This is a genomic window from Pseudomonas caspiana (assembly GCF_040224095.2).
In the GTDB taxonomy this organism is placed as follows: Bacteria; Pseudomonadota; Gammaproteobacteria; order Pseudomonadales; family Pseudomonadaceae; genus Aquipseudomonas; species Aquipseudomonas caspiana.
On record NZ_CP167995.1, the window covers coordinates 941,563 to 967,122 of the forward strand.

Annotated in this window: 18 protein-coding genes and 1 riboswitch; of the genes, 11 read left to right on the forward strand and 7 right to left on the reverse strand. The window is 56.5% G+C overall.

What is annotated here, in order from left to right; genetic code table 11:
* Positions 1 to 387 precede the first annotated feature (387 nt).
* Positions 388 to 621, reverse strand: a complete 234-nt coding sequence (locus tag ABRP31_RS04240; protein WP_087273000.1) for a hypothetical protein — start codon at positions 619 to 621, stop codon at positions 388 to 390.
* A 175-nt stretch (positions 622 to 796) separates the two neighbouring features.
* Between ABRP31_RS04240 and ABRP31_RS04245 the strand changes: the two genes are divergently transcribed.
* Positions 797 to 1,378 carry a YajG family lipoprotein gene (locus ABRP31_RS04245; RefSeq protein ID WP_349971651.1) on the forward strand — a complete coding sequence of 194 codons (582 nt, stop codon included), beginning with the start codon at positions 797 to 799 and terminating at the stop codon, positions 1,376 to 1,378.
* 202 nt (positions 1,379 to 1,580) lie between these two features.
* Here the strand turns inward: ABRP31_RS04245 and ABRP31_RS04250 are convergent, their stop codons facing one another.
* Complete coding sequence (locus ABRP31_RS04250; RefSeq protein ID WP_027899530.1) at positions 1,581 to 1,787, reverse strand: hypothetical protein; 207 nt, start codon at positions 1,785 to 1,787, stop codon at positions 1,581 to 1,583.
* Between the two features lie 153 nt (positions 1,788 to 1,940).
* The gene (locus ABRP31_RS04255; protein WP_349971650.1) at positions 1,941 to 3,104 is read right to left on the reverse strand and encodes a 1-acyl-sn-glycerol-3-phosphate acyltransferase; all 1,164 of its coding nucleotides are present in this window, start codon (positions 3,102 to 3,104) and stop codon (positions 1,941 to 1,943) included.
* A 117-nt stretch (positions 3,105 to 3,221) separates the two neighbouring features.
* On the opposite strand from ABRP31_RS04255, the gene ABRP31_RS04260 reads away from it, so the two are divergent.
* From ABRP31_RS04260 to ABRP31_RS04275, 4 genes are all read left to right on the forward strand, one after another.
* The gene (locus tag ABRP31_RS04260) at positions 3,222 to 3,404 is read left to right on the forward strand and encodes a CPXCG motif-containing cysteine-rich protein (protein WP_087273009.1); all 183 of its coding nucleotides are present in this window, start codon (positions 3,222 to 3,224) and stop codon (positions 3,402 to 3,404) included.
* Positions 3,404 to 3,676, forward strand: coding sequence for a putative signal transducing protein (locus ABRP31_RS04265; RefSeq protein WP_349971648.1), 273 nt, complete (start codon positions 3,404 to 3,406; stop codon positions 3,674 to 3,676). The genes ABRP31_RS04260 and ABRP31_RS04265 overlap by 1 nt, the downstream gene beginning before the upstream one ends.
* A 57-nt stretch (positions 3,677 to 3,733) precedes the next feature.
* On the forward strand, positions 3,734 to 4,363 hold the full coding sequence (locus ABRP31_RS04270) for an SOS response-associated peptidase (protein ID WP_087273015.1): 630 nt from the start codon (positions 3,734 to 3,736) through the stop codon (positions 4,361 to 4,363).
* A 223-nt stretch (positions 4,364 to 4,586) separates the two neighbouring features.
* The gene (locus tag ABRP31_RS04275) at positions 4,587 to 5,405 is read left to right on the forward strand and encodes a M48 family metallopeptidase (protein WP_087273018.1); all 819 of its coding nucleotides are present in this window, start codon (positions 4,587 to 4,589) and stop codon (positions 5,403 to 5,405) included.
* A gap of 165 nt (positions 5,406 to 5,570) precedes the next feature.
* Here the strand turns inward: ABRP31_RS04275 and ABRP31_RS04280 are convergent, their stop codons facing one another.
* The 3 genes from ABRP31_RS04280 to ABRP31_RS04290 form a co-directional block, all read right to left on the reverse strand.
* Positions 5,571 to 6,155: a TMEM165/GDT1 family protein gene (locus ABRP31_RS04280; protein WP_087273021.1), complete on the reverse strand. Its 585-nt coding sequence runs from the start codon at positions 6,153 to 6,155 to the stop codon at positions 5,571 to 5,573.
* Positions 6,156 to 6,243: 88 nt separating this feature from the next.
* A riboswitch (yybP-ykoY riboswitch) is annotated at positions 6,244 to 6,363 on the reverse strand.
* A gap of 40 nt (positions 6,364 to 6,403) precedes the next feature.
* A complete protein-coding gene (locus ABRP31_RS04285) occupies positions 6,404 to 7,402 on the reverse strand; it encodes a class I SAM-dependent methyltransferase (RefSeq protein WP_087273024.1) in 999 nt (332 codons plus the stop codon).
* A gap of 170 nt (positions 7,403 to 7,572) precedes the next feature.
* Positions 7,573 to 8,538 carry a 2-hydroxyacid dehydrogenase gene (locus tag ABRP31_RS04290; protein WP_087273027.1) on the reverse strand — a complete coding sequence of 322 codons (966 nt, stop codon included), beginning with the start codon at positions 8,536 to 8,538 and terminating at the stop codon, positions 7,573 to 7,575.
* 119 nt (positions 8,539 to 8,657) lie between these two features.
* Here ABRP31_RS04290 and ABRP31_RS04295 point away from each other — a divergent pair, with 119 nt between their 5' ends.
* The 5 genes from ABRP31_RS04295 (at position 8,658) to ABRP31_RS04315 (ending at position 17,931) form a co-directional block, all read left to right on the forward strand.
* On the forward strand, positions 8,658 to 9,287 hold the full coding sequence (locus ABRP31_RS04295; RefSeq protein ID WP_087273030.1) for a LysE family transporter: 630 nt from the start codon (positions 8,658 to 8,660) through the stop codon (positions 9,285 to 9,287).
* 247 nt (positions 9,288 to 9,534) lie between these two features.
* Complete coding sequence (locus tag ABRP31_RS04300) at positions 9,535 to 11,211, forward strand: fatty acid--CoA ligase (RefSeq protein WP_349971645.1); 1,677 nt, start codon at positions 9,535 to 9,537, stop codon at positions 11,209 to 11,211.
* A gap of 397 nt (positions 11,212 to 11,608) precedes the next feature.
* Positions 11,609 to 13,534, forward strand: coding sequence for a DUF1302 domain-containing protein (locus ABRP31_RS04305; RefSeq protein WP_349971644.1), 1,926 nt, complete (start codon positions 11,609 to 11,611; stop codon positions 13,532 to 13,534).
* Positions 13,535 to 13,563: 29 nt separating this feature from the next.
* Entirely contained in the window at positions 13,564 to 14,928 is a 1,365-nt protein-coding gene (locus tag ABRP31_RS04310) for a DUF1329 domain-containing protein (protein ID WP_349971643.1), read from the forward strand.
* 261 nt (positions 14,929 to 15,189) lie between these two features.
* Positions 15,190 to 17,931, forward strand: coding sequence for a LuxR C-terminal-related transcriptional regulator (locus tag ABRP31_RS04315; RefSeq protein ID WP_349971642.1), 2,742 nt, complete (start codon positions 15,190 to 15,192; stop codon positions 17,929 to 17,931).
* A gap of 197 nt (positions 17,932 to 18,128) precedes the next feature.
* Here the strand turns inward: ABRP31_RS04315 and ABRP31_RS04320 are convergent, their stop codons facing one another.
* Positions 18,129 to 24,530, reverse strand: a complete 6,402-nt coding sequence (locus ABRP31_RS04320) for a M10 family metallopeptidase C-terminal domain-containing protein (RefSeq protein WP_372489332.1) — start codon at positions 24,528 to 24,530, stop codon at positions 18,129 to 18,131.
* A 311-nt stretch (positions 24,531 to 24,841) separates the two neighbouring features.
* Between ABRP31_RS04320 and ABRP31_RS04325 the strand changes: the two genes are divergently transcribed.
* Complete coding sequence (locus tag ABRP31_RS04325; RefSeq protein ID WP_349971637.1) at positions 24,842 to 25,486, forward strand: MBL fold metallo-hydrolase; 645 nt, start codon at positions 24,842 to 24,844, stop codon at positions 25,484 to 25,486.
* The last annotated feature ends 74 nt before the right edge of the window (positions 25,487 to 25,560 follow it).

Consider the following 25,560-nt stretch of genomic DNA (forward strand, 5'->3'; position numbering starts at 1 on the left):
ATGGTGCATTTACAAACGCGTACCTGTTCATTTGCTCGCCACACTCTTGTGAAGTAGTGAAACCCGTTTTTTCGCGCTCTTTTGGAGGCGCGAACCTCAACCTCAAAAAGGGCTGCACAATGACAGCACCGGCAGATCACCGCATGCATCCTGAGGTGTTGGCGAGCGAAAGGTTCGAAAGAATCGAGCCTTTGTTCACTGACCAACACGCAATCTGCGCGCATATGACCTGTGTGGGCGGCTCTCTGTGGGCATTACGAAGGCGCTAATCCGGGGATTAGCCATGCTGCGAGGCCCGATCAGGAGACGTCCTTATAATCGGGGGGAGATTATAGCGATGAAACGACAGGAATTGATCGTATTAAGTGACTTTAATTCGGTTTTTGGTCAGGCCATGCGCAGATGGCGGGCTGCAGGTTGTCCGGCTTGACGAATGAGTCGTGCGTTGAAGGGCAGCGGCTGGTTCAGCCAGGATAGATTTTGCTCGGCGACTTCCACCCACTCCTGACCGACAGGGGGCTGGCTGCATTGCTTGAAGGCGCGGCAGATACCGGTGTTATCAACGCGTGCGTAGTGACGGTAGGTGGGGCGTTGGCTGAAGAGTGACCAGATAAAGTCCATGACGGGGCTCCCGGTTGGTTTAGGCGCAAGTGTGCACACCGCACATGACATCGTCGTGACGAGCGGGTTGCTGAACCATTGCATGGCTGTCGCGGTCCGATTTTCACTGGTTGGCGGTGCTGGGAGGCCGCTATACTGCGGCACATTTAGTGCCTGGCCCATTGGAGAGATGAGCATGCTGCGTCGCATTTTGTTTGGTTTGCTTGCTGTAACGAGTCTGACTCTGGTCGGCTGTGCCCACAGCCCGCAACAACTTAGCCCGCAACCCAAGCTGAACGCTCAGCTGGCACCGGTAGGTCGTGGTCAGCCCGTAGTTGTCCGTGTTGTTGATGGTCGCCCAAGCCCGACGCTGGGTACCCGTGGCGGTATGTATCCGGAAACCAGCGCTGTCAGCGTTTCCAGTGCTGACGTGCTGCCCAAGCTGCAGGCTCAGGCTGAAGCCGCCGTGCGTCTGCTGGGCTTCACTCCGTCGCCTAATGGCAGCGGTCCACAGCTGACGGTGACGCTGGCTGATCTGAAGTACCAATCGCCCAAAGAAGGTTTGTATGTGACTGAAGCGACTATCAGCACCACGTTCCGTGCCGAAGTGCAGAACAACGGTCGCAACTACGCAGGTCGTTATGCCGCTTCGCTGGATCAGCGGTTTGGCATGGCGCCGAATCAGGAAACCAACACTCGTCTGGTCAGCGATGTGCTGAGCGACGCCCTGACGCGTCTGTTCCAGGATCAAACCATCGGCAACACGCTGGCCCAGTAACACCAGCGCTGCTATAAAAAAAGCCCGGCTCTCTCACGAGATGCCGGGCTTTTTTTGGGGGGCTGAACTCAGTCTTCAGTAGGAGCCGGGCTTGCTCGCGATAAAGCTGTACACGATTTAACGTAAACCGCGTCCGGCCTTATCGCGAGCAAGCTCAGCTCCCAGGGTTGGAGTTTGTCCTTCCTATGATCTTCGTTCAGGCTCAAGCCGCCTGCTGATAAAAGTCCAGAAAGCTGAAGCCGGTCTGCAGATCCATGTCTGGCAGGTCGTGGTGTTGATGGCCGCCGAGGGCGCAGTATACGAGCCAGTGACGATCCTGAACATTGAACGACCAAGCGTCGATCAAGGCTTCCTGTTCGTCGCTTGGGGCGATCAGATAAAGGCGGTCCTGGTTTTTTGCGTGCAGCATGTGAAGCTCCATTAGGTCGAAGTTCTTCCTCGAAGGAGCCATACAGTGCCCGGATCACGTTACGTTCGCGTGACGGTGATAAAAATTGTTCGACAATTATCGTGCACAAAAAAGGCGCTGAACATCAGCGCCTTTTTTGAGCCGTCAGCGGAATCAGAGCGGGATACCCGCCTTGACCCGATACTGATTGCGGACTGGCGTTGCGTATTGCAGCACCAGGTAAGGGCGGTGCTCGGCGGGGCATTCGTCCAGGCGGCGCTGCCATTCTTCCTGCGCCTTGGCCAGCTCCGGCGCTGCGAACACATCTTTGGCCAATGGCACATTGAGGGACGGGTCGGCGTCTGCCCATTGTGCGTACGCCAGATAATGCACCGGGAACAGGCGATAGCCGCCGAGAATCTGCCGATCCATCTCAATGGCCAGCGCTTTGGTGTCTTCAAACAGTTCGGTAACCGGCGGCGCGAAGTTCACATGAACGCGGCCTTTATAGCCGGTGATGCCCAACGCAATGCTTACGTCGTCCTCGCCCGGCGCTTTACTGTAAGTGCCGGTCGTGGCTCGAATGTAAAGCTCGCGAGCCTTGGCGTGGTCGCAAGGGTCGTACTCATAGCTGATGGACACCGGCGTCAGGTTCAGTGACTGGATCACTTCGGCGAACGGCTCGTCCTTGCGACTCATGTGGAACATCTTGAGGATCGCCGACTCGGTACGGTCATCACCGTCCTTGGCGCGACCTTCCGCCTGGGCAATCCAGATCGACTGGCAGTCATTGCGAATCGAGTGGTTGATGTACGCCGACAGCAACTGATAGGCCGCCATCTTTTCTCTGCGTCCGGCGATGGAGCGGTGCACGATGAAGCTTTTGTTCAAGCGCATCAGGTCGCTGACAAACGGCTTTTGCAGCAGATTGTCGCCAATCGCGATACGCGGTGTTGGCAGGCCGGCGTGGTACACGGCGTAATTGACGAAAGCCGGATCCATCACGATGTCGCGGTGGTTGGCCAGAAACAGATAGGCGCTGCCGGATTTGAACTGCTCGACACCGGTGTAGGTCACACCGTCGGTAGCGCGCTCAATGGTGTGGTCGACGTAGTATTCGACCTTGTCCTGCAAGGTAGCGACCGAATTGATACCGACGAACTGACGGCGCAGTTTGCGGGCAATGATCGGTTGTAATGCCCAGCCCAAAGCGCCCGCAAGTTTCGGGAAGCGAAAGCGGGTCAGGATCGATAGAAATTCTTTGTCGCTGAGCAAACGCTCAAGTACCGCCGAGACTTCAGCGTCGTTGTAAGGTCGGATGGCATCAAATTCGCCCATCATGCTCTCTTGTAAGGGTGACAAAAATAGGGGAGGCCAGGTCTGGCAATTGCGTCCAGACTCTATCGGAGCCTTCAAAGAGCGCGATTATACGCACAACTGAACCCGGAGACCGCGATGCAGGAAATTCAGAGTTACGACTGCCCTTACTGCGGGGAGCCCGTTGAAGCCGTGCTGGATCTTTCTGGCGGTGATCAGCAGTACATAGAAGATTGCCCGGTATGCTGTCGCCCCATCGTGTTCGACCTGCAAACCGATGGTGAAGACTGGAGTCTGGACGTTCGCAGCGAGAACGAATAATGCAGAAAGTCTACGAGCCGGAAAACCTGATGGAAGGTGAGCTGTTACAAGGCATGCTCGCCAGCGAAGGTATTGAAGCGTACTTGACCGGTGGACATTTGTTGGGAGCGTTGGGTGAGTTGCCAGCTCTTGGGCTATTAGGGTTACTAGTGGATAACGATCAGGTCGAGCGGGCGCGGCAGTTGATCACTGAGTACAATGCGGCGCTGCCCTTCTCTGGAGGGGAGCCCGGTGAAGAACCCGATAATTTTCCTGATGTGCTGGTGTGTTGAGCCGGACATGCATCCTGTTTCTAATGATTGATACATCCAAAAGAGTCTTACTGCCCCATGTGTGGACGTTATGCGCTGTTTCGTTGGACGCCCGCTTTTGCGGCTTTGCCCGGTTTTCCGGCGGACCAACAGGCGCAATGGAATATTTCGCCAGCCGACTCGGTGCTTATGCTGCGTGCGGTCGCCGGGACTGAAGGCGATCTTGAGTTGGCCCGTGCGCGCTGGGGGTTGACCCCGCCCTGGTTGACCGATCTTTCCCGTACACCGGCGCATGCCCGCGCCGAGACGTTGGCCGAGCAGCCGATGTTTCGTGAGGCCTTTCGCTTACGCCGTTGCCTGCTACCCGCCAATGGCTTTTATGAATGGCGCGGCACCACGCGCAAGCGACCATTCTGGCTGACGCCGGGGGAGGGTTCGGCGCTGTTTTTTGCAGCGATCTGGGAGGCTTATCCGGTGCAAGGCCACACGTATCTGAGCGTTGCGGTCGTTACCCAGCTAGCGGCCAGTCAGCGGCGGCCGTTGATTCTCGACGCGCAAGGGCAAAAGGACTGGTTGGCTGCCGATACGCCGTTGCCGACCTTGCAAGCTCTGCTCGCCGCCCCGCAAACCGCGCTCCGCGAGCGCCCGCTGGCGAATCTGATCAATGATCCCAAGCTTAACGCGCCTGAGTGTCTGACGCCGTTGTGATCGTGGGACCGGCTTTAGCCGGGAAGAGGCGGTTACAGTCACTAAAAGTGTGTCGTCAGACTGCTGCTTTCCTGACTAAAGCCGCTTCCACGTCGCCTATCACCTTTGCACGCCTACAGGAACCAATGTGTGACCAGGCGGACAAACTTGGCTGTCAGCCAGCATCTGGCGCATCCATCGTTCACCGCCTAGGATGAGCGCCATGTTCAGAGGGAGATCCATCATGCGTCAGAAATTTGCTCTATGTGCCTTGAGCGCAGCCTTGCTGCTCGGCGGCTGTCAGGCCGTGAACACCACCAGCGGCGATTCGGTCGGTGTAGAGCGCAAGCAATACATGTTCAGCATGCTCTCGACCGATGAGGTCAATCAGATGTATGCCCAATCCTATAAAGAAACGGTGGGCGAGGCTTCGACCAAGGGTGTCCTGGATACCACGAGTGCCAATGCCAAGCGCGTGCATGCGATTGCCGACCGGCTGATCGGTCAGGCACCTAAACTGCGTCCGGATTCCGCGCAGTGGCAGTGGGAAGTGAACCTGATCAAAAGTGATGAGTTGAACGCCAACTGCGGACCTGGCGGCAAGATCATTTTCTACACCGGCCTGATCGATAAACTGAAGCTCACAGACGACGAAATCGCTGCGGTGATGGGCCATGAAATTGCTCATGCCTTGCGCGAGCATGGGCGTGAGTCGATGTCCAAGGCCTATGGTGTGGCCATGGCCAAACAAGGGGCGGGCGCCATTCTGGGGTTGGGGCAGGACAGCATGGCGCTGGCCGATACCGTAGTTAATTACAGCCTGACCTTGCCTAACAGCCGCAGCAACGAAAATGAAGCTGACCTGCTTGGCCTGGAGCTGGCGGCACGTGCCGGTTACAACCCGAACGCTGCTATCACGTTATGGCAGAAAATGACCGAGAACTCCGGCGGCTCACAGCCTGAATTCATGAGCACTCACCCTGCTTCGGAGAGCCGTATTGCTTCATTGCAGGCAGCGATTCCCAAGGTGATGCCGTTGTACAACGCCGCCCCTAAGTCCTGATACAACGCAGGTCCCTGTAGGAGCTCACGAGCAGCGCGAGTCAGCGATAGCGTCCTGCCTGATACACCGTTATCGCGGCCTCGCGTTGCTCATGCGCTCCTACAGAAATATGTAGTTGTGTAGGTCACTCCGTGGCGCGAACAAGTTCACCCCTACAGGTTCGTCTTATACCCAGCCACTCACCTGCATTGCCTTGTAAACCGCTACCAGGGCAAGCACGAAGAAAGCGCTCGCAGCCAGGCGGCGTATCAAGGTCAGAGGAAGTTTTTCGGCGGCGAAATTACCTGCCAGCACCACCGGAACGTTGGCCAGCAACATACCTACCGTGGTGCCGATAATCACTAGCCACAGATAAGAATATTGCGCGGCGAGCATGACCGTGGCGATCTGTGTCTTGTCACCGATTTCCGCAATAAAAAACGCGATCAGAGTGGTCATGAACGGGCCGAACTTGCGTGCGGTGTTGGCCTCGTCGTCATCCATCTTGTCCGGGACCAGAGTCCACAAAGCGGTCGCGGTGAAACTCGCAGCAAGAATCCAGTGCAAGGTGGCGTCGGAGAAGAAGCTGCTGAACCAGGCACCAACAGCGCCCGCGGCGGCGTGGTTAGCCAGGGTTGCGGCGACGATGCCCGCAATGATTGGCCATGGCTTGCGAAAGCGAGCTGCCAGAATGAGGGCAAGGAGTTGGGTCTTGTCACCGATCTCGGCAAGCGCGACTACAGCGGTGGGGACCAACAAGGATTCCAGCATCAGGTTTTCCTAAGGGGCGGGTCGACACGGCTATGACACGTACAGCCTCCCCGCCCCGGGTAAGGTGTTCGTGTCATAGGTCTTGTCAAACCACCGATCCGTCTGAGCGGATTCGGGGTCGTACGCACCATGGTCTGAGGACCAAGTATGTTGATGCGTACCGGACGAGCGTGGCGCTCGTGGGAGACTACTCCCCTAGGACGGAGCGGATTCTGCCTTCAGCTTTCGCTTTGGGCAAGTGCTTATTTTCAAGCCCGCTTGGCGCGGTAGATTCTGAAGCCGTTACCTTCAGCCTTGATCGCACACACGCCAAAATGCTCTTCGATTATGGGTTGGTACTTCAGGAAGCTATTGGCGACTAGCCGAAGTTCGCCACCTGATTTCAGATGTTGGCGTGCTTTTCTCAGTAGGTTTTCCGTTGCCTTGTAGTCGGTATGAACCCCGACATGAAACGGTGGATTGCTCAAAATAGTGCTTAGGCCCATGGGTGCAGCGTCGATACCGTCGCCGGTCAGAACTTCGGCCTCAAGCCCGTTCGCAGCAAGGGTCAGGCGCGTGCTGGCAGTGGCGAAAGCATCGACATCGAGCATGATTACGTTGTTATGCGGGTAGCGACGTTTTACCGCAGCCCCCAGCACGCCAGCGCCACAACCGAAGTCGAGCAAATTGCCGCTGGGTAGTTTGTCAATATGTTGCAGGAGTAGCGCTGAGCCACGATCGAGGCGCCCGTGGCTGAACACGCCGGGCAGGCTGACGACCTTCAACGGACCGTCTTCCATTTCGATTTCGTAATGCTGGGCAAGGCTTTCCAGCTCAAGAGCCTCGGGCGCCTGCTCGACGGTGACTTGCCAGAGCTGGCAGTGGCGGGCGCTGTCCAGCTTGCGGGCACGGCCAAACGGGGACAGTTGTTTCGCGGCGGCTTCGATACCACTGCGTTTTTCGCCTACCAGAAACAATTCACGGCCTGCCAGTCGAGAGGCCAGGGCGTTGAGCGCGTAGTTGGTCAGGTCACGCGCTTTTGGCAGGAACAGCACCGCGCTGTCAAACGGCTGCTCTGAGACATTCACGCCGAAATGGGTACGACCTTCGAAGCGAGCATCCAGCGCGGCTTGATCACCAGCATGCCAGCACCAGCCATGAGCTTGCGGCAAACGTCCAAGCAAATCGTCAGCAGGCAGACCCGCCAGCAGCAGGGAGCCCTGAAACAACTCGGCCTGACGGAGTAACACTTCACTGCGCGGGTCCATGGTGGGCTCCTCGAAAAAGCGCGGAGTCTAACAGTTTGAAGCCGACAACGGCGGTGCTATCCCGTGAATTGAAATGCATCCTGCAGGAGCGCACGAGCAACGCGGCCTCGCGGTGCTCGTGCGCTCCTGCAGGTCTTGCGTATGACATGCGTCGTAGCGGGCGCTGCGGCCTAACTCACCACTCGAACCGGCTCGCCTGCAAAGAACCCCAGAGCATTTTCAGTCACCTGGCTGACGATCCGCTGGCGTGCTTCGCGAGCCCCCCAGGCACTGTGAGGCGTAATGATCAGGCGCGGAATGTCGCCTGCCAGCAGCGGATTACCTGCGCTGGGTGGTTCAACCGTGAGCACGTCGGTAGCAGCACCGCCCAAGTGACCCTTACGCAGCGCATCGGCCAGCGCTTGCTCGTTGATCAGCCCGCCGCGAGCGGTGTTGATCACATAGGCGTGTGGCTTGAGCAGACTCAGTTCGTGGGCGCCGAGCATGTCGCGGGTGTCGTCGTTGAGCGGACAATGCAAGGTCAGGGCATCGACCTGTGGCAGAAGCTCTTCAAGTGGCAAACGATCCGGGCGGGCAGGGCGGCCAGGGATTTGTCCCAACAAGACACGCATGCCGAAGGCTTCGGCCAGTTTTGCAACGGCACCCCCCAGTTCCCCGTGACCCAGCAGGCCCAATGTCTTGCCTTCCAGCTCCACGATAGGAAAGTCCAGCAGGCAGAACTGTTTCGACTTCTGCCACTGGCCTTGCTGCACTGCTTGCTGGTAATCCGGCAGGCTCGTCGCCAGTGCCAACAGCAGCATCAAGGTATGTTGGGCCACCGACGGGGTGCCGTAGCCTTGGCAGTTGCATACGGTAACGCCGTGATGACGGGCTGCGGCCAGGTCGATGTTATTTGTGCCGGTGGCAGTCACCAGCACCAGCTTGAGGTCGGGGCATGCCGCGAACGTGTCGGAATCGATCACGATCTTGTTGCTGATAGCCACCTGCGCACCCTGCAAGCGTTCGATCACCTGATCTGCGCTGGTGCTGGTGTGCAGCGTCAGTTCACTGAAGCATTCACGCAGCGCGCTGAAGTCCAGATCGCCCAGATCCAAAGACGTGTAGTCGAGAAAAACTGCCTTACCGTGATTGCTCATCAGCTGTACCTGTTAATGGACGCATTGAAGGCTTAATGTGGCTAGCCTAACAGAGCGAAACGCTTGCTTACATTTTTGGCCGGCTTAACTTTTGCCAGCTTATTTTTCGGAGAACCATCATGTACTGGGCCGAGTTTCTCACCGTTGCCTTGATTCACTTGCTCGCTGTCGCCAGCCCTGGCCCCGATTTCGCGGTGGTTGTGCGGGAAAGCGTTGCTCATGGGCGCAAAGCGGGCACCTATACCGCCATGGGCGTGGGCACGGCGATCTTTTTACATGTTGGCTATTCGCTGCTCGGGATTGGCTTGATCGTTTCGCAATCGATCGTTTTGTTCAACGCGCTCAAGTGGGCCGCTGCGGCTTACCTGCTTTACATCGGCTTCAAAGCGCTGCGGGCTAAGCCAGCCAGTGCCAGCGATGCACCGGTCAACGTTGCAGCGGGTGAGCGCACGGCTCGTGGCGCGTTTACTAGCGGCTTCATCACGAACGGCTTGAATCCCAAGGCAACGCTGTTTTTCCTGTCGTTGTTCACCGTAGTTATCAACCCGCACACGCCGCTGTGGGTGCAGGCCGGTTATGGCGTGTACCTGGCGGTCGCGACGGGGCTGTGGTTTTGCATGGTGGCGCGCCTGTTTAGCCAAGAGCGCGTACGCGCAGGCTTTGCGCGCATGGGGCACTGGTTTGATCGGGCCATGGGTGGCGTGCTGGTTGCTTTGGGCTTGAAGCTGGCGCTGACTGAGAGTCATTGATACAGCTAGAGATGCAATTGTCGCGTGGCAGACATTCGATCTGGAGCTCACCTCGTAATCTCGGTGAGCTCCAGGAGTTTAGCCAGTTCATAAGTTTGCAATGTGTTTGCCAGAAGATGCAGAGCATCAGGGGAAGCAGGTGACAACCCGTTCTCAGAAATCATCCCTTTGGCTGATTTGACTGGCGAGGTACCGCTCTAGAGTCCATATTTCAAGCCACGCCTGTGCCCTTTGAAAAGGAGCTCTTATGTTGCAGACCCGCGTTATTCCGCCAGCCGAAGGTGCCTATCAATATCCTCTGTTGATCAAGCGGCTATTGATGTCAGGCAGCCGTTACGAAAAAACCCGGGAAATCGTCTATCGCGACACCGTTCGCTATACCTATCCAGAACTGATCGAACGCGTCTGCCGGTTGGCAAATGTGCTCAGTGCCGCAGGCGTAAAAGCTGGCGATACTGTGGCGGTGATGGACTGGGACAGCCATCGTTACCTTGAGTGCATGTTCGCCATTCCGATGATTGGCGCGGTGGTTCACACCATCAACGTCCGGCTCTCCCCGGATCAGATCGTCTACACGATGAACCATGCCGAAGATAAGTTCGTGCTGGTCAACAGTGAGTTTGTCGGCCTGTATCAGGCAATGGCCGGGCATCTGACCACCGTCGAGAAAACTCTGCTACTGACGGACTTGCCGGAAAAGACTGCTGAATTGCCCAATCTGGTGGGCGAATACGAGACGCTGCTGGCCCAAGCCAGTGCCCAGTATGAATTCGAAGACTTCGATGAAAACTCCGTCGCCACGACTTTCTACACCACCGGCACCACGGGTAATCCTAAAGGCGTGTATTTCAGCCATCGCCAGTTGGTGCTGCACACCTTGGGTCTGGCAACCGGTTTAGGCAGCGTCGAAGGATTGCTGCGAACCGGTGACGTTTACATGCCCATCACGCCAATGTTTCACGTTCATGCCTGGGGCATGCCTTACGCGGCGACCATGCTGGGCGTCAAACAGGTTTATCCCGGTCGCTATGACCCTGAGTTTCTGGTCGAGCTATGGCGCAAGGAGAAGGTCACCTTTTCCCATTGCGTGCCAACCATCATGCAGATGGTGCTCAACGCAAAAGCTGCGCAGGGCGTCGATTTCGGCGGCTGGAAGATCATTATCGGAGGCAGCTCGCTGAACCGGACGCTGTATGAAGCGGCCAAGGCGCGAGGCATTCAGCTGACTGCCGCTTATGGCATGTCCGAGACTGGCCCGTTGATCTCGGTTGCGCATCTCAACGATGAGTTGCGCGCTGGCAGCGAGGACGAGCGCGTCACGTATCGAATCAAGGCAGGCGTGCCTGGCGTATTAGTGGACGCGGCAATCGTTGATGAAGACGGGAATTTCCTCCCGGCCGATGGTGAGACCATGGGCGAGCTGGTTCTGCGCGCACCGTGGCTGAGCGAAAGTTATTACCAAGAGCGGCACAAAGGTGCCGAAATGTGGGCAGGTGGCTGGCTGCACACCGGTGATGTGGCTACGCTCGACAGCATGGGCGTGATCGATATTCGCGACAGGATCAAGGATGTCATCAAGACCGGTGGCGAATGGATCTCGTCCCTGGCTCTGGAAGATTTATGCAGTCGCCATCCCGGGGTTCGTGAGGTGGCCGTGGTCGGAATCGCGGATCCGCAGTGGGGAGAACGGCCTTTCGCATTGTTGGTGGTGCGTGAAGGGCATAGCGTCGAGGCAAAGGATTTGAAGGAGCACCTCAAACCTTTCGTCGAGCTGGGGCATATCAATAAGTGGGCGATCCCGCACCAGATCGCGGTTGTTACTGAAATTCCCAAGACCAGCGTCGGCAAGCTCGACAAGAAGCGTATGCGGCTGGATATCATCGAATGGCAAAACACCAACAGCAGCTTCCTTTCGACGCTCTGACGTGTCGGGTAAGGTGAATACGGCACTTATTTCACCTTGCCCGGGTCTGAGCCGTGCCGCGCCGAGCGCGGCTTGTGGGACTTGTACCGGCCGAGCAAGCGCTTGGCTTGCCAAATCTGCAAATTAGGCCATTCTCCCCACGAGCCCGCTGACGTCATCGGGCGCAAATACGCGCGGCAGAGAGTCTTGAACTGCAAATCACACTTTAGAGGGATCAAGCAGTGCGACCTGCTGGCTATAGTCGGTATCAGGGGCTGGTTAAAAACGAATGAAGATACTGATCCGTTGTAACCTTCTGGGTTACCCGATGAGCGTTGGACTGTCTGTCGAAAGATCGACTGTGCCGTTTTTAGCAGTACCACTGCCAAAACAATAAAAAACACATGGAGTAGCGTCGATGACATCAGCAAACCAGTTCTGGCGCCGGGCAAAACTGCCTCTGGCCGTCAGTCTCGCTTCTACGCTCGCCGGTCCTGCTTTCGGCGTCAGCTTCAACATTGGCGAAATCGAAGGCAAGTTCGACTCGTCGCTCTCCGTGGGCGCCAGTTGGTCTACCGAGAAAGCCAACAAGAATCTCATCGGTTCCAACAACGGCGGGCATGGCCTGTCGCAGACGTCCGATGACGGCCACTTGAACTTCAAACGCGGTGAAACGTTTTCGAAAATCTTCAAGGGTATTCACGATCTTGAGTTGAAGTACGGCGACACCGGTGTGTTCGTACGTGGCAAATACTGGTACGACTTTGAACTCAAGGACGAGAACCGCGAGTTCAAGGACATCAGCGACTCCAATCGCAAGGAAGGCGCGAAGTCTTCCGGCGGGCAGCTTCTCGACGCCTTCGTTTATCACAACTACAGCATCGGCGATGAGCCAGGTTCGGTGCGTTTCGGTAAGCAGGTAGTCAGTTGGGGGGAGAGTACCTTCATCCAGGGCGGTATCAACAGCATCAACCCGGTCGACGTGTCCGCGTTCCGTCGTCCTGGCGCGGAAATCAAGGAGGGCTTGATTCCGGTCAACATGTTCTACCTTTCGCAAAGCATTACTGAGAATTTTTCCGCAGAAGGTTTTTACCAGATTGAGTGGGACCAGACCGTTACCGATAACTGCGGCACGTTCTTCTCGCAGCCGGATGTGATTTCGGATGGCTGCGACGGCAATCTTGCGGTATTACGCAGTCAGGCCGGGCTGAACAGTTCGCTTGCAACTGCAGGTCTACCCGCTGGTGCGCGTGCCGGGGTCTTTAATGCGTTAGCTTCACAAGGTGTGAACTGGGGGAGCCCGGATGAAGGTGCAGTGGTACGTCGAGGGCCTGATCGCGATGCCCGCGATAGCGGTCAGTTCGGCGTTGCCATGCACTATAACTTTGAGCCACTAGACACTGAGTTTGGTGCCTACTTCATGAATTACCACAGTCGTGCGCCCATTTTCAGCGGGCGGGGCGCACCGGCCAGTGCATACGATCCTTCGGGACTCATCGCTTCCCTTGGGCCTTTGGCCGGTGTTCCTGGTCTGGTCCAGCAACTGATGCCGCTCGTGGTTGCTGCCAACTCCAGCTACTACGTCGAATACCCCGAAGATATTCATCTCTATGGCTTGAGCTTCTCCACCACACTGCCAACCGGCACTGCATGGAGTGGAGAGCTCAGCTACCGGCCAAATGCTCCGGTGCAGATCAACACAACGGACATCCTGTATTCGGGTATCACCCCTCTGGACTCAACGGTATCGCCATTGCAGGGCAGTGCCGATACCGACCAAAAAGGTTATCGCCGTAAAGAAATTACTCAGTTGCAGACCACTTTCACTCAGTTCTTCGATCAAGTCATGGGCGCCGAGCGTCTGACTTTGGTGGGTGAAGTCGGCTGGACGCACGTTGGCGGGCTGGAAAGCACTTCAAAAATTCGTTATGGCCGTGATCCAAGTTATGGGCCCGGGCCGCTGGCGAATGGTCGTTGCGCCTCACTTAACGCCGGTACGCTCACTGGCGCTGCGCAAAATAACCTCACCCGCTATTGCGAAGACGACGGCTTCACCACCTCTAACTCCTGGGGTTATCGCGCCCGCGCCATCTGGGATTATAACAGCGTATTTGCCGGGGTGAACCTGCGTCCAAACGTTGCTTGGTCTCATGACGTGAAAGGCTATTCGCCGGGTCCTGGCGGTAACTTCGAAGAAGGCCGCAAGGCAGTAAGTCTGGGGCTGGATGCCGAGTATCAGAACACTTATACGGCTGCTCTTGCGTACACCAACTTCTTCGATGGGAAGTACACCACGGTTGATGATCGCGATTTCGTGTCGCTCAGCTTTGGCATGAACTTCTAAGAACACGGTTTTTCAGGACGACGATGAATATGAAAATAACAAAAAATCTGTTGCAAGTCGGTGTGCTCGGGTTGTCGCTGCTGGCAACCGGTGTCATGGCCGCGGTGTCTGAATCTGAAGCAGCAAAGCTTGGGACTACGCTCACGCCCATGGGGGCTGAAAAGGCCGGTAATGCCGCCAACACTATTCCTGCCTGGAGCCCAATGCCCAAGAATGCCGGGGCGGTAGATGCCAAAGGCTTCCTCGCCAACCCGTACGCCAACGAGAAGCCACTGTTTACGATCACCGCTGCTAACGTAGAGCAGTACAAGGCTAATCTGGCCCCGGGTCAGTATGCGATGTTCAAGCGCTACCCGGAAACCTTCAAAATGCCGGTCTACCCGTCCCATCGCGGAGCGACCGTGCCCGATGACGTGTCAGCGGCCATCAGGAAAAATGCCACCAATACCAAGCTCGTAGGTGGTGGTAACGGTCTGGAAAACTTCGACACGGCGGTGCCGTTCCCGATTCCTCAAAGTGCTACGGAAATCATCTGGAATCACATCGGGCGTTATCGTGGGGGGAGCGTGAAGCGTCTGGTGACCCAGGCGACTCCGCAGCCTAACGGTTCATACAGCCTGGTGTATTTCAGCGATCAGTTCGTGTTTCGCGACAAAATGAAGGACTACGATCCAAAGAACCCTGGCAACGTATTGTTCTATTTCAAGCAGGAAGTCACCGCGCCGGCGCGTCTGGCCGGTAGCGTGCTGCTGGTGCACGAAACCCTTAATCAGGTAGCCGAGCCGCGTTCTGCCTGGCTCTATAACGCAGGGCAACGTCGGGTCCGCCGTGCTCCGCAGGTCTCCTATGACGGACCGGGCACCGCCGCTGACGGTTTGCGCACGTCCGATAACCTGGACATGTACAACGGCGCACCGGATCGCTATGACTGGAAACTGGTCGGCAAGCAGGAAATGTACATTGCTGCCAACAGCTACAAGCTGGACGATCCTAAGCTCAAGTACGCTGACATCATCAAGGCCGGGCATATCAATCAGGACCTGGCCCGCTATGAACTACGGCGCGTGTGGCACATCACCGCAACGCTCAAAGAAGGGCAACGCCACATTTACGCCAAGCGTGACTTCTTCATCGATGAAGACACTTGGCAGGCAGCGGTCATTGACCACTACGACGGTCGTGGTCAGCTCTGGCGTGTTGCCGAAGCTCACGCCGAAAACTACTACGACAAACAAGTGCCGTGGTATGCCCTCGAAGCCCTGTATGACCTGCAATCGGGTCGCTATCTGGCACTGGGCATGAAGAACGAAGAGAAGCGTGCCTACGACTTCGGCTTCACCGCGACCACCAGTGAGTTCACGCCTAATGCGCTGCGTCAGGAGGGCGTGCGCTGATAACGGTCTCGATTCTGCATACGAGCTGCAGAAGGCTGCGAAGGTATTTGTCTTGACACATCGCAATCGCAGCCTGCGGCATATCCTGCAGGCCTGATCTCCAAAGCCCCTTAGCAGGGGCTTTTTTATGGGTGTGTATTCGGTTCGATGATTGTAGGGAAATTGTTACAGTCTTTTCCTGGCTCGCCTTCAAAACGGCTGACTTACCGGCTAGTCTGCTGAGCATTCGCCAAGCCGATAAGACCTCAATAAGAGCCGGCCATGACTGACCTGTCCCGTTTGCAAGGCTTCGCAGGCAACGCGGTTCCCGCGCTGGAGGGGCGATTTTTTCGTCCCCCCTTGCCTGACGGCTATGTAGTGCGTGAACGTTTATGCACACGATTGGCTGCCGGTCTATCCGGGCGGCTTTTGTTGGTCAGTGCACCGGCAGGTTTCGGCAAGAGTTCGTTGGCGGTGGAGTTTTGTCAGAACCTCCCCGAGCAGTGGCAAAGTGTGTGGTTGGGCCTTAGTTCACGCGACAGCGATCCGGGACGGTTTCTTGAGCGCCTGCTCGGCGCGTTGCAACAGTTTTTCCCGCAGTTGGGCGCTCAAGCGCTAGGTTTGTTGAAGATGCGTCAGCGTCATCAACCCTTCGCTTTTGAAGAGTGGCTCGATGGTTTGCTGGATGAGCTATCGATGCATCTGATGCTGGGTAAACCCCTGCTGCTGGTTCTGGATGACTACCATTTGGCGCAGGGTTCGGTACTGGACCGCTGCTTGCAGTTTTTTCTCAATCATCTCCCTGCCGGACTGGTCATCATGGTCACCAGCCGTCAGCGTCCTGAATGGCATTTGGCGCGTTTGCGACTTTCGCGGCAACTCGTGGAGCTTAACGAGCATGACCTGCGCCTGACTCATGCCGAATCGCTGGCGTTGTTGGGGCAGGGCAAACGTCCGCTGGACGCCGATGCGCTGCAAAGCCTCATTGAGCGCAGTGAGGGTTGGGTCGCCGGGCTGCGCTTCTGGTTGCTGGCGGCCTCTGAAGTGGGAACCGGTAACGAGTTGCCACACGCGCTGCATGGCGGCGAAGGGCTGATTCGCGACTACTTGCTTGAAGAAGTTATTGAATGCCTGCCTGGGGATGTGCAGGCTTTCCTGTACGACACCGCGTGCCTGGAGCGTTTTTGCTTTGAGTTGTGCGACGCCGTCAGAGACAGCCATGACAGCGCGCAAATGCTCCGTTACTTACAAGCGCACCAAGTGTTTTTGGTTCCTCTGGATGAGCACGGCCTTTGGTACCGCTATCACCATTTATTCTCTGACCTGCTACGTGCCAGGACCCAGGCCGGGCCGCCACAGAACCGCTTGCATTTGAATGCCTGTCGCTGGTTCAGCGATCAGGGCTTGCTGGATGAAGCGGTTGAGCAGGCGCTGCGGGCCGGGCATCTGGATGTTGCCGCCAATCTGGTGCAGAACCTCTCCGAAGAGCAATTGCTGGCCGAGCAGAACGTCGGCATGTTGTTACGCTGGAAAATGGACCTGCCCGACAGCTTGCTGATCAGTACCCCGAGGCTGATCGTGCTGTATGCCTGGGCGCTGGGCTTGGCTTGTCAACTCGATGCGGCCGAAGAGCTGGCCGAGCACCTCAGTCGCTTTTTGCCAGCCCCGTCTGCGACGGCGCAAACGTCCATGCTTGCTCAATGGTTGGCGCTGAGCGGGATCATCGCTAGGGGACGGGGTGATACCGAAAAGACCCGGCGCTATTGCAGTGAGGCCTTGTTGAGCCTCCCGCGCAAACGCTACGGGCAACGCTTGATGTGCCTTTCGACACTGGCCAATCTGGCGATAACCGAAGGGGATCTATGGCGTGCCCGCGCCTTGAACCGTGATGCGCTTGAGTTGGCGCAGCGGGTCGCCAATCCGTTGTTTGAAGCACTCGCACATTACGACCGTGCCCGCGCGTTGCAGGCCCGAGGTGAAATAGTGCGTGCGCTGGATGAGGTCCGCCACGGACTTCAACGCTTGAAAGGTTTGTCGGCGCAACGGCTGTATGCAGTTCGTGCACGACTCACACTGTATGAAGGATATTTACTGACTCTGCGTCTGCAAAATGACACCGGACGCGCTCAGCTGTTAGCCGGTCTTGCCGAAGCTCGGGCTTGCCGGGATATCAGCGTGCTGATCGGCCACTGTGTGATCGCCGGGCTGCTTGGACGAGAAGGACGTTTTGCCGAGGCGTTTGCGGAGTTGTCTGAAGCCGAACGGCTGATGCACATCTGGGATGTACCGTCGATTTACTATCTGGCGATGATCACGCTGGTCAAATGCGAGCTATGGCTGGCCCAAGGCCGACTGGATCTGGCCGAAGCCTGGCTGCTGCGATTGACGCAGACCTACAGCGGCGAAACACCAGCATCCTCGCCTGAATGCCATCCTCAACTGGCGCATTACGTAGAGTTGCAGTGCGCCGCTCTTGAGCGCGCCCAAGGGCAGGCTGAGGCTTGCATGCAACGGCTCCAGCGGCTGGAGATCCATGCCCAGAGTGTTGATGGTCAGCTTTTGAAGCTGACCGCGCTGGTCCAGCAAATGATGCTGCTAATGGGCTCCGGTCACGAATCCAAGGCTCGTGCTTTGGTTGATCAAAGCCTGCGCGCAGCCACTGGCGGGGCGTTGCTGCCGTTTTATGAGTTGATTGAGCATCATCCGGGCTGGTTGCGTGAACAACTGCTGCAAGCTGTCCCGTGTGCAACGCGTGATGCGTTGCTGGAAAAAATCCCGGCAATGGTGAGTGCTGCGCCTCGGGAGAGCAGCGACCTACCGCATGCCACCGATATTCTCAGCGTTCGGGAGCTAAGTGTTCTGCAATTGATCGCGCAAGGCTGCTCAAATCAGGAAATCAGCGACCAGCTTTTCATTTCTCTGCACACCGTCAAAACCCACGCCAGCCATATCAACGGCAAATTGGGTGTCGAGCGCCGAACCCAAGCGGTCGCCCGCGCGCAGGAGTTGGGGCTGTTAGGCTGACGTTAGTGAGTCGCGCAAACCCTGGACTCCATCCATAAGTCATCGACGTTGGCGATGCCCCAATATGCCGGTGTTTTATTTTCAGGATAGTGTCCTGTTCATGAGGGATACCCAGATTGATTACCCTGGGTTCCTTGGAAAGCAAATGAAAACGCCCGAAATGTCGGGGCGTTTTCATTGTGCAGTAGAGCTGTGGCTCAGGCGATCAGATCGTTCGCCGTGAAGCTGACGACGCCCAGCAGGTGGATTTCAAAATCGCTGCTCAAATTGCCGTTGATGTTGCCTGAAAGCACCTCATCGACAAACCGCAGCTGCCCGGCGCCGGTGAACTCACCCGTACCGATGAAGGTAAATGGGTTGACCCCTTTGACCAGGATATTGGCGTCCAGTTTTGTCAGGTCAATTTTGTCGCCTTGAGCACTGTTGAAGTCAGTGATGACGTCACGTTTGTCAGTCAGTCCAAGCTCACTCAGCAGATTGAAGACGAATGTGTCTGCCCCCAAACCGCCCGTAAGCGTGTCGGTGCCCAAGCCCCCGAACAGCAGATCGTCGCCATCACCGCCGTCCAGCCTGTCGTTGCCTGTGCCTCCGTCGAGACGATCATTGCCCGCGCCACCTCGCAACTCATCATTACCCAGGCCACCGCTGAGGATGTTGTCACCGGCGTTGCCGACCAGCAGATTGTTCAGGGCATTGCCGGTGCCGTTCAGGTTATCGCTGCCGGTGAGGGTCAGGTTCTCCAGATTGGCGCCCAGGGTCCAGTTGACCGAGGATTCGACGGTGTCGATTTCAGTGATCAACTTGCTGGTTTCGACAATCACGTCTTTGAGGTTGTCGACCACATAGGTGTCGTTGCCCAGGCCGCCGGTCAGGGTATCGATGCCAAGGCCGCCGTCCAGACGGTTATCACCACTGTTGCCGGTGATGCGGTTGTTCAAAGCGTTGCCGGTGCCGCCAAGATTGTCCGTGCCGGTAAGGATCAGGTTTTCAACGTTGGCGCCCAGCGCATAGCTGATGGAGGCCTGCACGGTGTCGATCTCGGCGAGCAGGGCGCTGGTCTCAACGACTACATCGCCGACGTTATCGACGATGTACGTGTCATTGCCCAGCCCACCGATCAGGGTATCGGCACCGGCCTTGCCATCCAGAATGTTGGCGGCATTATTGCCGGTCAAGGTGTTGTCTTGGCCGTTGCCGGTCAGGCTGATGGCGGCTGCGCCCAGCAAAACGCCGTCCTCCACGAAATCGCTGAGGGTGTAGCTGACCGTGGTCTGCACTGTGTCGCGGCCTTCGCCGTCGAGTTCGGTCACAACATCCTTGATGTTATCAACAATGTAGGTGTCATCACCGGTGCTACCGATCAGCGTATCGATACCCGCGCCGCCGTTAAGGGTGTCGTTGCCAGCACCGCCATTGAGGATATTGGCGAAAGCGTTGCCGATAAGGATGTTGTTCTGGTCGTTACCGATGACATTGAACAGGCCAGCGCCCAGCAGCGTGACATTTTCCACGTTGCGCAGGTTGTTATTGCTCAGGTCCACCATGTTGTTGATCGCGGTGGCTGCGAAGCTAATGTTCAGGGTATCGGCTCCCTGATTGGTTAGCTCTTCAAGCAGGGTCAATTCGGCAAACTGGTCCAGCACATAGGTGTCGTTACCATCGCCACCTTTCAGGGTGTCGATGCCTGCACCACCGTTGAGGATGTTATTCCCTGCGTTGCCGATCAACACGTTGGCCACGGCATTGCCTGTACCATTCAGGTTATCGCTGCCGGTGAGGGTCAGGTTCTCCAGATTGGCGCCCAGGGTCCAGTTGACCGAGGACTCGACGGTGTCGATTTCAGTGATCAGCTTGCTGGTTTCGACAATCACGTCTTTGAGGTTGTCGACCACATAAGTGTCGTTGCCCAAGCCGCCGGTCAGGGTATCGATGCCAAGGCCGCCGTCCAGACGGTTGTCACCACTGTTGCCGGTGATACGGTTATTCAGCGCGTTGCCACTGCCGCCAAGATTGTCCGTGCCGGTAAGGATCAGGTTTTCAACGTTGGCGCCCAGCGTGTAGTTGATGGAAGTCTGTACGGTGTCGATTTCGTTGAGCAGGGCGCTGGTCTCAACCACTACATCGCCGACGTTATCGACGATGTACGTGTCATTGCCCAGCCCGCCAGTCATCGTGTCGGCACCGGCTTTGCCATCCAGGATGTTGGCAGCGTTGTTACCGGTCAGGGTGTTGTTTTCACTGTTGCCGGTCAGGCTGATGGCGGCTGCGCCCAGCAAAACGCCGTCTTCCACGAAATCGCTGAGGGTATAGCTGACCGTGGTCTGCACTGTGTCGCGGCCTTCGCCGTCGAGTTCGGTCACAACATCCTTGATGTTATCAACGATGTAGGTGTCATCACCGGTGCTACCGATCAGCGTATCGATACCCGCGCCGCCGTTAAGGGTGTCGTTGCCAGCACCGCCATTGAGGATATTGGCGAAAGCGTTGCCGATAAGGATGTTGTTCTGGTCGTTACCGATGACATTGAACAGGCCAGCGCCCAGCAGCGTGACATTTTCCACGTTGCGCAGGTTGTTGTTGCTCAGGTCCACCATGTTGTTGATCGCGGTGGCTGCGAAGCTAATGTTCAGGGTATCGGCTCCCTGATTGGTTAGCTCTTCAAGCAGGGTCAATTCGGCAAACTGGTCCAGCACATAGGTGTCGTTACCATCGCCACCTTTCAGGGTGTCGATGCCTGCACCACCGTTGAGGATGTTATTCCCTGCGTTGCCGATCAACACGTTGGCCACGGCATTGCCTGTACCATTCAGGTTATCGCTGCCGGTGAGGGTCAGGTTCTCCAGATTGGCGCCCAGGGTCCAGTTGACCGAGGACTCGACGGTGTCGATTTCAGTGATCAGCTTGCTGGTTTCGACAATCACGTCTTTGAGGTTGTCGACCACATAAGTGTCGTTGCCCAAGCCGCCGGTCAGGGTATCGATGCCAAGGCCGCCGTCCAGACGGTTGTCACCACTGTTGCCGGTGATACGGTTATTCAGCGCGTTGCCACTGCCGCCAAGATTGTCCGTGCCGGTAAGGATCAGGTTTTCAACGTTGGCGCCCAGCGTGTAGTTGATGGAAGTCTGTACGGTGTCGATTTCGTTGAGCAGGGCGCTGGTCTCAACCACTACATCGCCGACGTTATCGACGATGTACGTGTCATTGCCCAGCCCGCCAGTCATCGTGTCGGCACCGGCTTTGCCATCCAGGATGTTGGCAGCGTTGTTACCGGTCAGGGTGTTGTTTTCACTGTTGCCGGTCAGGCTGATGGCGGCTGCGCCCAGCAAAACGCCGTCTTCCACGAAATCGCTGAGGGTATAGCTGACCGTGGTCTGCACTGTGTCGCGGCCTTCGCCGTCGAGTTCGGTCACAACATCCTTGATGTTATCAACGATGTAGGTGTCATCACCGGTGCTACCGATCAGCGTATCGATACCCGCGCCGCCGTTAAGGGTGTCGTTGCCGGCACCGCCTTCCAGGGTATTGGCCAGGGCATTACCGACGAGAAGGTTGTCTTGATCATTGCCGGTGAGTCTTAGTGCGGCATTGCCAAGCAATCTGCCTTCTTCCACGAAGTCGCTGAGGGTGTAGCTGACCGAGGTCTGCACCACGTCATAACCTTCGTCGTCGAGTTCGGTAATGATGTCGCCAATATTGTCGACAATGTAAAAATCATTCCCGGTGCCACCCTCCATTGTGTCGATACCAAGCCCGCCATCAAGGCGATCGTTGCCTGCGCCGCCGCGCAGGATATCGTCACCGGCTGCGCCGTTCAGGCTGTTGTCGCCATCATTACCGGTCAGTACGTTAGCCTGAGCATTGCCGATGCCGTTTAGGTTGGCGCTGCCGGTGAGGGTCAGATTTTCGAGGTTGGCACCCAACGTCCAGTTGATTGACGACTCGACCGTATCTATTTCGCTCGTCAGGGTGCTTGTTTCTAGAATCACGTCGCGGATGTTGTCCACGACGTAAGTGTCATTGCCCAAGCCGCCTACCAGGGTGTCGATGCCCACACCGCCGTCGAGACGGTTGTTGCCACTGTTGCCGGTCATTCTGTTATTCAGAGCATTGCCGGTACCGTTCAGGTTGTCGCCGCCGGTGAGAGTCAGGTTTTCCAGATTCACATTCAGGGTGTAACTGATGGACGCAAGCACCGTATCAATTTCTTTGGCAGAGGCACTGGTTTCAATCACTACATCGCCAATGTCATCGACGATGTAGGTGTCATTGCCCAAACCACCAATCAGGGTGTCTGCACCGCCCTTGCCATCAAGCATGTTGGCAGCATTGTTACCGGTCAGGGTGTTGTCTTGGCTGTTGCCGGTCAGGTTGATGGCCCCTGCACCCAACAACACACCGTCCTCAACAAAATCGCTGAGGGTGTAGCTGACAGACGTTTGCACCAGGTCACGGCCTTCGCCGTCGAACTCGATAATGGTGTCGGCAATATTGTCGACGATGTACGTATCGTTGCCAGTGCCGCCGATCAATGTGTCCAGACCTGAACCGCCATCGAGACGATCATCGCCCGCGCCACCTTGCAACTCGTCATTACCCAGGCCACCACTGAGGATGTTGTTGCCAGTATTGCCGATCAGCAAATTGTTCAGCGCGTTGCCGGTGCCGTTCAGGTTGTCACTGCCGGTTAGGTTCAGGTTTTCAAGATTGGCGCCAAGGGCCCAGTTTATCGAAGCTCTGACCGTGTCGATTTCTGTTGTGAGTTTGCTGGTTTCGATGATTACGTCTAGGGAATTGTCGACTACATAAGTGTCGTTGCCGAGCCCACCGGTCAAGGTATCGGCACCTGTACCACCGTCGAGAATGTTATTGCCAGCGTTGCCATTGATCTGGTTATTGAGCGTATTACCAGTGCCGTTGATGTCACCAAAGCCGGTGAGAGTGAGAACTTCAAGATTGGCACCCAGGGTGTAGCTGATCGACGCCTGAACTGTATCGATTTCACTGCTCAGCGTGCTGCTTTCAATCACTACGTCGGCCACGTTGTCGACGATATAAGTGTCGTTGCCCAGACCACCCGTCATGATGTCGGCACCGGCTTTGCCGTCCAGGATGTTGGCGCCGCTGTTTCCTATCAAGGTGTTGGCTTGGTCATTACCTGTCAGGTTGAGGGCTTCGGTGCCCTGCAGTCGGCCTTCTTCGACAAAATTGGCGAGGGTATAGCTGACCGATGCTCTGACGACATCATAGCCTTCGCCGTCCAGCTCAGTGATTGTGTCGCCGACGTTATCGACGATATACGTGTCATCGCCGGTCCCGCCGATCAGCTTGTCGATGCCTGCTCCACCATCAAGCACGTCATTGCCAGCGCCAGCACGCAACTCATCATTGCCCGCGCCACCACTGAGGCTGTTAGCGCCATCATTACCGATAAGCAGGTTGTTGCGCGTATTGCCGGTACCGTTCAGGTTGGCGGTTCCGGTGAGGGTGAGGTTTTCCAGGTTGGCACCCAGGGTATAACTGACTGATGCGAGAACCGTATCGACTTCACTGTTCCGGGTACTGGTTTCAACCACGAAATCCATAACGTTGTCGACTATGTAGGTATCGTTGCCAGCGCCGCCCATCATCAGGTCGGCACCTGCGCCGCCATCGAGTACGTTCGCCAGGTTGTTGCCAACCAGTGTGTCGTTGAAGGCCGAGCCCGTTGCGTTTTCGATCTTTGCACCGAACGCAATGGCTAGCCCGTCATTGATATATTTCTGTTGCTGGTAGTCGTAGAAGGCAGCTCCGATATTGCTGAACTCGCCCTCATTGAGATTGAGGAAAACGCCGTTAGCCTGATTACTGGCGTCGATGGTGTCGATACCACCCCCGTCCCAGATGGTTTCGAAAACCGACTGACCGGCATCCCAGCGGTAGACTGTGTTTCCCGCTTCCCACAGATCATTTGTCCCATACAGTTTCTGGATCGCGAGTATGTCCAGAAGCATGGGTGTGGTGGGTTCGTATGAATAGCTATTGGTGTAACTCATGATGGTGTAGCGCACATCATCAAGCACGGGTGAAAGCGTCGTGCTGTTGTAAAAGCTACCCTCGAAGGGGTGCTTGAGACCCAGAGCATGACCGATTTCATGCATGAAGGTCATGTAGTCATAGCTGCCCGCAGTGGGGTCAGGGTCATTGGTTTGAGGGCCTATCCACACGTCACCCGCCACTGGATCGTTGCTTGGGGTATAGGCCCAGGCAGCGGTATCGTCATCCATCCCTGCATAGCCACCGAAACGGAGATCACCAACAGTGGTATTGGTATCAGTCACCAGAGTGAATTTGATATCGGCGACGGCGGACCATTTGGCAAGGCTGTCGGTAATCGCAGTCTTCTGGGCCGGATCCAGTTCGTAAGCGTTTTTGTATTCCTGAGCAGCGCTGTAGTCAGTGGCAAAGCTCGACGTGTTCGCATCGAGGAAGCTGTAGGTCAGTTTCGTGGTGACCAGCCCGCTGATCCAACTCCATGTAGTGCCGTAAAGCAGGCTATTGAGCTGAGGATTGCTGCTCAAATTAGTGAAGTAGCTTGCAGTGTAACCAGTTGGAGTTGGCATTCTTACTTCCTGAAAGAATCGCAGTCTTTCCCGATGTGACCGCTACATTTAGCGATTCTCGATGAGAATCATCGCGCTTTAACTTGATGGTTAATTTCTGACGCCAGAAAAGCAGGCATTCTATCTAGCCTGTATCGGGATATGTATCAAAAACGTTACTGGTTATGGCTATAAGCCACCACTTAGCCGATGAACGGTCATTCTTGGCGTTCCAGGCCGCTATTTGCAATCAGGCCAGCAAGCTATAGGGTGGAGAAAGGTCTCTCTCAGCCATTACCAAATGCACTCTTGAAATATTTACAGGAACGTTTATGCAAGCAGCAAGGGCCTCACTAATCCGCGAAACCTTCCCCGTCGGCCCGCTGCAGTGCAACTGCACGATCATTGGCGATTCGATTACCCGGCAAGCCATAGTGGTCGACCCGGGCGGGAACCATGAGTTGATTCTGGCTCGCCTGGAGGCGCTGGATTTGAAGGTCGTGAGCATCATCCATACCCATGCGCATCTGGATCACTTTCTGGCGTCCGGGCAGTTGAAAGAAAAAACCGGGGCGACGCTACACCTGCATAAAGAGGATCAGTTCCTGTGGGACAACCTTGAGATGCAATGTCAGATGTTTCGTGTCCCGTATACGCCGGTGCCGCCGCCGGATCGTTGGCTGGCCGATGATGAAGAGCTGGCCTGCGGCTGTGGCGTGGCACTGCATACACCCGGTCACACGCCGGGGTCGATGAGCTTCTGGTTTGCCGACGCTAAATTATTGATTGCCGGAGACACCCTGTTTCGGCGCGGCATCGGGCGCACGGATCTGTGGGGTGGGGATCAGTCAACCATCGTGCGCTCGATCAAGCAGCGTTTGTACAGCCTGGATGAAGAGGCAACGGTCATCACCGGGCATGGTCCCGATACGCGGCTAGGGGATGAGATGCGTGAGAACCCCTACGTTCGGGCTTAAGCATTGTTCAGGCGGGGTTAAGGAATTTTTACCGGCTGCCATGCTCTAATCCGGTCACAAGTCCCAGGACTTGA